The 6,304-nt window shown below is 72.0% G+C and carries 7 protein-coding genes; 1 reads left to right on the forward strand and 6 read right to left on the reverse strand.

What is annotated here, in order from left to right:
- On the reverse strand, window positions 1-1,520 hold a 1,520-nt coding region (gene groL / locus ACRDP3_RS08140), incomplete at its 3' end, for a chaperonin GroEL (RefSeq protein ID WP_431516170.1).
- Window positions 1,521-1,631: 111 nt separating this feature from the next.
- Window positions 1,632-1,940 carry a co-chaperone GroES gene (groES, locus tag ACRDP3_RS08145; RefSeq protein ID WP_431516175.1) on the reverse strand — a complete coding sequence of 103 codons (309 nt, stop codon included), beginning with the start codon at window positions 1,938-1,940 and terminating at the stop codon, window positions 1,632-1,634.
- 268 nt (window positions 1,941-2,208) lie between these two features.
- On the opposite strand from groES, the gene ACRDP3_RS08150 reads away from it, so the two are divergent.
- On the forward strand, window positions 2,209-3,426 hold the full coding sequence (locus tag ACRDP3_RS08150; RefSeq protein WP_431516171.1) for a class I SAM-dependent methyltransferase: 1,218 nt from the start codon (window positions 2,209-2,211) through the stop codon (window positions 3,424-3,426).
- Window positions 3,427-3,456: 30 nt separating this feature from the next.
- Here the strand turns inward: ACRDP3_RS08150 and ACRDP3_RS08155 are convergent, their stop codons facing one another.
- Genes ACRDP3_RS08155 through tsaB form a run of 4 tightly spaced genes read right to left on the reverse strand, consistent with a single transcriptional unit; the run spans window position 3,457 to window position 6,053 of the window.
- Window positions 3,457-3,705 (reverse strand): hypothetical protein, encoded by a 249-nt coding sequence (locus tag ACRDP3_RS08155; RefSeq protein ID WP_431516172.1) that lies wholly within the window; start codon window positions 3,703-3,705, stop codon window positions 3,457-3,459.
- Complete coding sequence (tsaD, locus tag ACRDP3_RS08160; RefSeq protein WP_431516173.1) at window positions 3,702-4,817, reverse strand: tRNA (adenosine(37)-N6)-threonylcarbamoyltransferase complex transferase subunit TsaD; 1,116 nt, start codon at window positions 4,815-4,817, stop codon at window positions 3,702-3,704. Before tsaD ends, ACRDP3_RS08155 begins: the two co-directional genes overlap by 4 nt.
- Window positions 4,810-5,325: a ribosomal protein S18-alanine N-acetyltransferase gene (rimI, locus tag ACRDP3_RS08165; protein WP_431516176.1), complete on the reverse strand. Its 516-nt coding sequence runs from the start codon at window positions 5,323-5,325 to the stop codon at window positions 4,810-4,812. Before rimI ends, tsaD begins: the two co-directional genes overlap by 8 nt.
- 56 nt (window positions 5,326-5,381) lie before the next feature.
- The gene (gene tsaB / locus ACRDP3_RS08170; RefSeq protein ID WP_431516174.1) at window positions 5,382-6,053 is read right to left on the reverse strand and encodes a tRNA (adenosine(37)-N6)-threonylcarbamoyltransferase complex dimerization subunit type 1 TsaB; all 672 of its coding nucleotides are present in this window, start codon (window positions 6,051-6,053) and stop codon (window positions 5,382-5,384) included.
- Window positions 6,054-6,304 lie beyond the last annotated feature (251 nt).

Below are 6,304 nucleotides of genomic sequence, written 5' to 3' on the forward strand. Positions count from 1 at the left end.
GCATTGACCAGCGCCGACTTCGTCACCTTGACCGGGTCGACGATGCCCCGGGCGGCGAGGTCGGCGTACTCGCCGGCCTCCGCGTCGAAGCCCTGGCCCGGCCCGAGCTCGCGCACCCGCGCGACCACGACCGAGCCCTCGAAGCCCGCGTTCCAGGCGATCTGCCGCAGCGGCTCGTCCAGCGCCCGCCGCACGATGGCCACGCCCGTCGCCTCGTCGCCGGTCAGGCCGAGCCCGTCCAGCGCGGTGACCGCGTGCACCAGCGCCGCGCCGCCGCCGGTGACGATGCCCTCCTCGACCGCCGCGCGGGTGGCCGAGATGGCGTCCTCGATGCGGTGCTTGCGCTCCTTGAGCTCGACCTCGGTGGCCGCGCCGACCCGGATCACGCCGACGCCGCCGGCGAGCTTCGCCAGCCGCTCCTGCAGCTTCTCCCGGTCCCAGTCGGAGTCTGTCTCCTCGATCTCCCGGCGCAGCTGGGCGATCCGGCCCTGGATGGCCGCCTGGTCGCCGGCACCGTCGACGACGGTGGTGTCGTCCTTGGTGACGGTGACCCGGCGGGCGGAGCCCAGCACGTCGAGACCGGCCTGGTCGAGCTTGAGGCCGACTTCCTCGGCGATGACGGTCGCACCGGTGAGGGTGGCCAGGTCGCCGAGCATCGCCTTGCGGCGGTCACCGAAGCCGGGCGCCTTGACGGCGACGGCGTTGAAGGTGCCGCGGATCTTGTTGACGACGAGGGTGGACAGCGCCTCGCCCTCGACGTCCTCGGCGATGATCAGCAGCGGCTTGGAGCTGTTGCCGGCCTGCATGATCTTCTCGAGCAGCGGCAGCAGGTCCTGGATGGAGCCGATCTTGCCCTGGTGGATCAGGATGTACGGGTCGTCGAGGACGGCCTCCATCCGCTCCTGGTCGGTGACCATGTAGGGCGACAGGTAGCCCTTGTCGAAGGACATGCCCTCGGTGAAGTCCAGCTCCAGACCGAAGGTCTGGGACTCCTCGACGGTGATGACGCCGTCCTTACCGACCTTGTCCATCGCCACGGCGATGAGCTCGCCGACCTGCTTGTCCTGAGCGGACAGACCGGCGACGGAGGCGATGTCCTCCTTGGAGTCGATCGGCCGTGCGGACGCGATCAGGTCGTCGGAGACGGCCTTGACCGCGGCGTCGATGCCCTTCTTCAGGGCGGCGGGAGAAGCACCGGCGGCCACGTTGCGCAGGCCCTCGCGGACCAGCGCCTGTGCCAGCACGGTGGCGGTGGTGGTGCCGTCACCCGCGATGTCGTTGGTCTTGGTCGCCACCTCCTTCACCAGCTGCGCGCCGAGGTTCTCGTAGGGGTCCTCGACCTCGACCTCACGGGCGATGGTGACGCCGTCGTTGGTGATGGTCGGGGCACCGAACTTCTTGTCGATGACGACGTTGCGGCCCTTGGGGCCGATCGTCACCTTCACGGTGTCGGCGAGGGCGTTCACGCCGCGCTCGAGGGCGCGCCGGGCGTCCTCGTCGAACTTCAGGATCTTCGCCATGGGAGCTTTTGAGTCCTCTCAAACGAACCGCACCCCGGTCCCCGGTACATCGCCGTAGAGATGCGGGAGGGACCGGGGCGCGGATCAGAAGTGTCTTCCGGCTTCGGTGACTTACTTCTCGACGATCGCGAGAACGTCGCGAGCCGAGAGGACGAGGTACTCCTCGCCGTTGTACTTCACTTCAGTGCCGCCGTACTTGCTGTACAGCACGATGTCGCCGACGGTCACGTCGAGCGGCAGGCGCTGGCCCTTCTCGAAACGGCCCGGACCAACGGCAAGGACGGTGCCCTCCTGGGGCTTCTCCTTGGCGGTGTCCGGAATGACCAGGCCCGAGGCCGTGGTCTCTTCAGCGTCGAGCGGCTGGACCACAATGCGGTCCTCGAGCGGCTTGATGGCAACCTTTGTGGCGGTCGTCACGATCCGACCTCCCCCTTCGGAGATCTCATCACGGTCATATGTCTGGGGTGTCATATGTCCGGGGTGTCAATTGTCTGGGGTGGCGACCTGGTGACCCGTCGTCGCGGGTGCCGGATCTCCCTGTCGCGCGTAGCTGGCACTCACCATGGGAGAGTGCCAAGGCTGACATTATGCCGCGGTTAGCACTCCGTCAACCAGAGTGCCAGTTCGTACGTGCCGCGTCGCCGTACCCCGGCCTCCATCACCGGTCCCGGAGCGGGAGAATGGCCGGGTGGATCGGGACGCGTTCGCCGCACTGCTGGGCGATGAAGGACAGGCGCTGCTGGCGTCACTGGACGGGTACGAGCCGGAGAATGAACTGGCCGTCGCGACCCGGCTGCGCCGCGACCACCCCGCGGAACTGGTGTCGGCGGCCCTCGCCCAGGCACGGCTGCGGCAGCGGGCGGTGGCGAAGTTCGGGGCCGCCGACGCGGCACGGATGTACTTCACGCCGGACGGACTGGAGCAGGCGACACGGGCGAGCGTCGCCGCGTACCGCGCGGAACGCTTCGCGTGGGAGCGGGGAGTGCGGCGGCTGGCGGACCTGTGCTGCGGCGTCGGCGGGGACGCGATCGCGCTGGCGCGCGCCGGGGTGAGCGTGCTGGCGGTGGACCGCGACCCGCTGACGTGTGAGGTGGCACGGGCGAACGCCGGGGCGCTGGGTCTGGCCGACCGCATCGAGGTCCGCTGCGAGGACGTCGGCGACGTGGACATCTCGGGCTACGACGCGGTCTTCGTGGACCCGGCCCGGCGTGGCGGCAAGGGCCGGATCTTCGATCCCGAGGCTTACTCACCGCCGCTGTCCTGGGCGGTCGAGGTCGCCCGCCGCGTCTCGCACGCGGCGCTGAAGGTCGCTCCCGGCATCCCGCACGAGGCGGTTCCGCCGGACGCCGGGGCGGAGTGGATCTCGGACGGGGGCGAGGTGAAGGAGGCGGTGCTGTGGTTCGGGGAAGCCGGAGAGTCCGGAGAGTCCGGAGCGCGGGCGGAAACTCCGCCCGTACGGGCGACGTTGCTGCCCGGCCCGCACTCGCTCACCTCCCGCGGCCTCCCCGACCCGCCCCCCGGACCGGTGGGCCGCTACCTGTACGAGCCGGACGGCGCGGTCGTACGGGCCCATCTGGTCGCCGAGGTGGCCCGGCAGCTGAACGGCCGTCTCATCGACCCGACGATCGCGTACGTGACGGGCGACGAAGCGCACGTGACGCCGTACGCGACCGGTTACGAGATCACCGATGTGCTGCCCTTCCAGCTGAAGCGGCTGCGGGCCCTGTTGCGCGAGCGCGGCGTGGGGGTGGCCACCATCAAGAAGCGCGGCTCCGCCGTGGAGCCCGCGGAGCTCCGCAAGAAGCTCAAGCTCGAAGGGCCGCACGCCTGCACCGTCTTCCTCACCCGCGTCGCCGGCGCCCCGACGGTGCTGCTGGGCCGGCCGCTGGCCCGGCGCACCACATAGCGGGGCCTGCCACCGCCGGCGGAGGGCCGCTCAGACCTGCTCGAAGCGCCAGCGGTGCACCGGGCGGGCGGACAAGTCGTCGGGCGGGTCCGGGAGTTCGGGGAGGACCGCGCTGTAGTCGGCGGACCACCAGGTGATGACCAGGACGCGGTCGCCCGGCGCCGTGAAGGTCTCGCGGCGCAGCGGGGGCGGGGCCAGTTCCTGGGCGCGGGCCCAGGCGAGGAGCGCGGGGCCGTGGTGTCCGGCGGCCTTGGCCTCCCACATCAGGGCGAGGGTCATGAGTAGAGGTTCTTCCGGCTGACTTCGTGCACGTGATCGTGTGCGTGCCCATGACCGTGCGCATGACCGCGGCCGGGGACGTGAGGTTCGGTGACCGGCAGGGAGGAGTCCGCGGGCAGGTCCCAGCCGGAGGCGGCGCGGCGGCGGGCGACCATTTCGGCGCCCAGGGCCGCGACCATCGCGCCGTTGTCGGTGCACAGCTTGGGCCGGGGCACCCGCAGGGTGATGCCCGCGTCCGCGCAGCGTTCCGCGGCCATGGCGCGCAGCCGGGAGTTCGCGGCGACGCCGCCGCCGATCATCAGGTGGTCCACGCCCTCGTCCCGGCAGGCGCGGACGGCCTTGCGGGTCAGCACATCGGTGACCGCCTCCTGGAAGGAGGCGGAGACGTCGCGCACGGGGACGTCCTCGCCCGCCGCGCGCTTGGCCTCGACCCAGCGGGCGACGGCGGTCTTGAGCCCGGAGAAGGAGAAGTCGTACGGGGCGTCGCGCGGCCCCGTCAGCCCGCGGGGGAAGGCGATCGCGGCCGGGTCGCCCTCCCGCGCGTACCTGTCGATGACGGGACCGCCCGGGAAGCCCAGGTTGAGGACGCGGGCCACCTTGTCGAAGGCCTCCCCCGCCGCGTCGTCGATGGTCGAGCCGAGCGGCCGCACGTCCGCCGTGATGTCGGGGGCGAGGAGGAGGGAGGAGTGCCCGCCGGAAACGAGCAGGGCCATGGTCGGCTCGGGGAGGGCGCCGTTCTCGAGCTGGTCGACGCAGATGTGCGAGGCGAGGTGGTTGACGCCGTAGAGGGGCTTGCCCAGTGCGTAGGCGTACGCCTTGGCGGCGGAGACGCCGACGAGGAGCGCGCCCGCCAGGCCCGGGCCCGCCGTCACCGCGATCCCGTCGAGGTCACGGGCCGAGACGCGGGCCTCGGCCAGCGCCCGTTCGATGGTGGGGACCATCGCCTCCAGGTGCGCCCGGCTGGCGATCTCGGGCACGACGCCGCCGAAGCGCGCGTGCTCGTCCACGCTGGAGGCGATGGCGTCGGCGAGCAGGGTGTGGCCGCGGACGATTCCGACGCCGGTCTCGTCGCAGGAGGTCTCGATGCCGAGGACGAGGGGTTCGTCAGCCATGGGTCTTCGTTCCTAGGGAGGGGGTCGCCGCGGATGTGGTGGTGTCGAGGCGCATGACCAGGGCGTCGACAGCGCTGTCCCCGCCCCGCTGGTAGTAGCCGCGGCGCACGCCGATGGGGGCGAAGCCGAAGCGCCGGTAGAGCTGCTGGGCGGGGGCGTTGTCCACGCGGACCTCCAGCAGCACTTCCCGGCAGCCGAACTCCGCGGCGGCCTCGAGCAGCGCGCTCAGCAGCCGGGCACCGAGACCGGTGCCCCGGTGTGCGGGGAGTACGCCGATGGTCTGGATGTCGCCGGTGCGGGCGACCGCGGCCAGGCCGCCGTAGCCGAGGAGGGCGGGGGCGGCCGTGGGCAGGGCGGGGTCGGCCTGCTCGGCGACGAGGTAGCGGCGGGTGGCGTACGGGCCGCGGGTGTGCGCCAGCTCGGACCAGAACAGTCCCGCCGACCAGGCGTCCTCCGGGAAGAGCACCCGTTCGAGGTCGAGGACCCGGTCGATGTCCCACCAGCGCATCTCGCGGAGCACGATGTCCCCGGTGGACTCGGTGGACTCGGTGGATCCGGTCACGGTCACGTGGGCGTGACCACCTTGTAGTGGGTGGGCACCTGGGCGTCGGGACGGCGGAGGTAGAGCGGCCGGGGCGGCAGGAAGTCCTCGTCCTCGCCCTTGGCCAGCTTCTCGGCGGCGAGGCGGGCGAGCGCCGCGGCCGACAGGTCCGGGGCCAGATCCGTGCGCAGTCCCGTGAAGGTGTCCTCGTACAGCCGTGCCCCGGCGCCCACGGACGACATCCCCACGATCTCGTCGGCGAGCTCGGCGGGGCGGTCGACGGCGGGATCGCCGACGCGGGTACGGGCATCGGCGTACCGGGCCCAGTAGACCTCCTTGCGGCGGGCGTCCGTCGCCACCACGAAGGGGGTGTCCAGGCCGGTGGCGTAGGCGATGCCGTCGAGCGTGCACAGCCCCAGCACCGGGATGCCGAGGGCGGCGCCGAAGGCCTCGGCGGTGGCGAGACCCACCCGCAGCCCGGTGTACGGACCGGGGCCGACCCCGACGACGAGGCGCCCCACGTCGGTCAGGGTGCGGCTCGCCTCGCCCAGCACCCGGTCGACCGACGGCAGCAGCAGCTCGCCGTGGCGGCGGGCGTCGAGCTGGTCGGCGGTGGCGAGGACGCGGTCACCGTCGGCGTCGTACAGGGCGACGGTGACGGCGGGGGTGGCGGTGTCAAGAGCGAGCAGCAGCACGGAACCAGCCTACGGCGGATGCGGGGTGTGCTGCCCCGGGGTCACGGACGGGACGCTTTCGGGTGACGCCGACGGGCCTGCCGGCCCCGCCGAAGACAGGGGTATCCGGCGAACGACCGTCAGGGCTTACGACCTGGTGTGCGATGGAGGGTGGATCAGCGAGCGGCGTCATGTGGCTTCGGATCCAAGGCGGAGGAGGGAGGCGACGCGGAGCGTCGTCGACCGACGACAACGCCGGAGGCGGAGTCGCA

It is taken from the genome of Streptomyces sp. (assembly GCF_050698815.1).
Classification (GTDB): Bacteria; Actinomycetota; Actinomycetes; order Streptomycetales; family Streptomycetaceae; genus Streptomyces.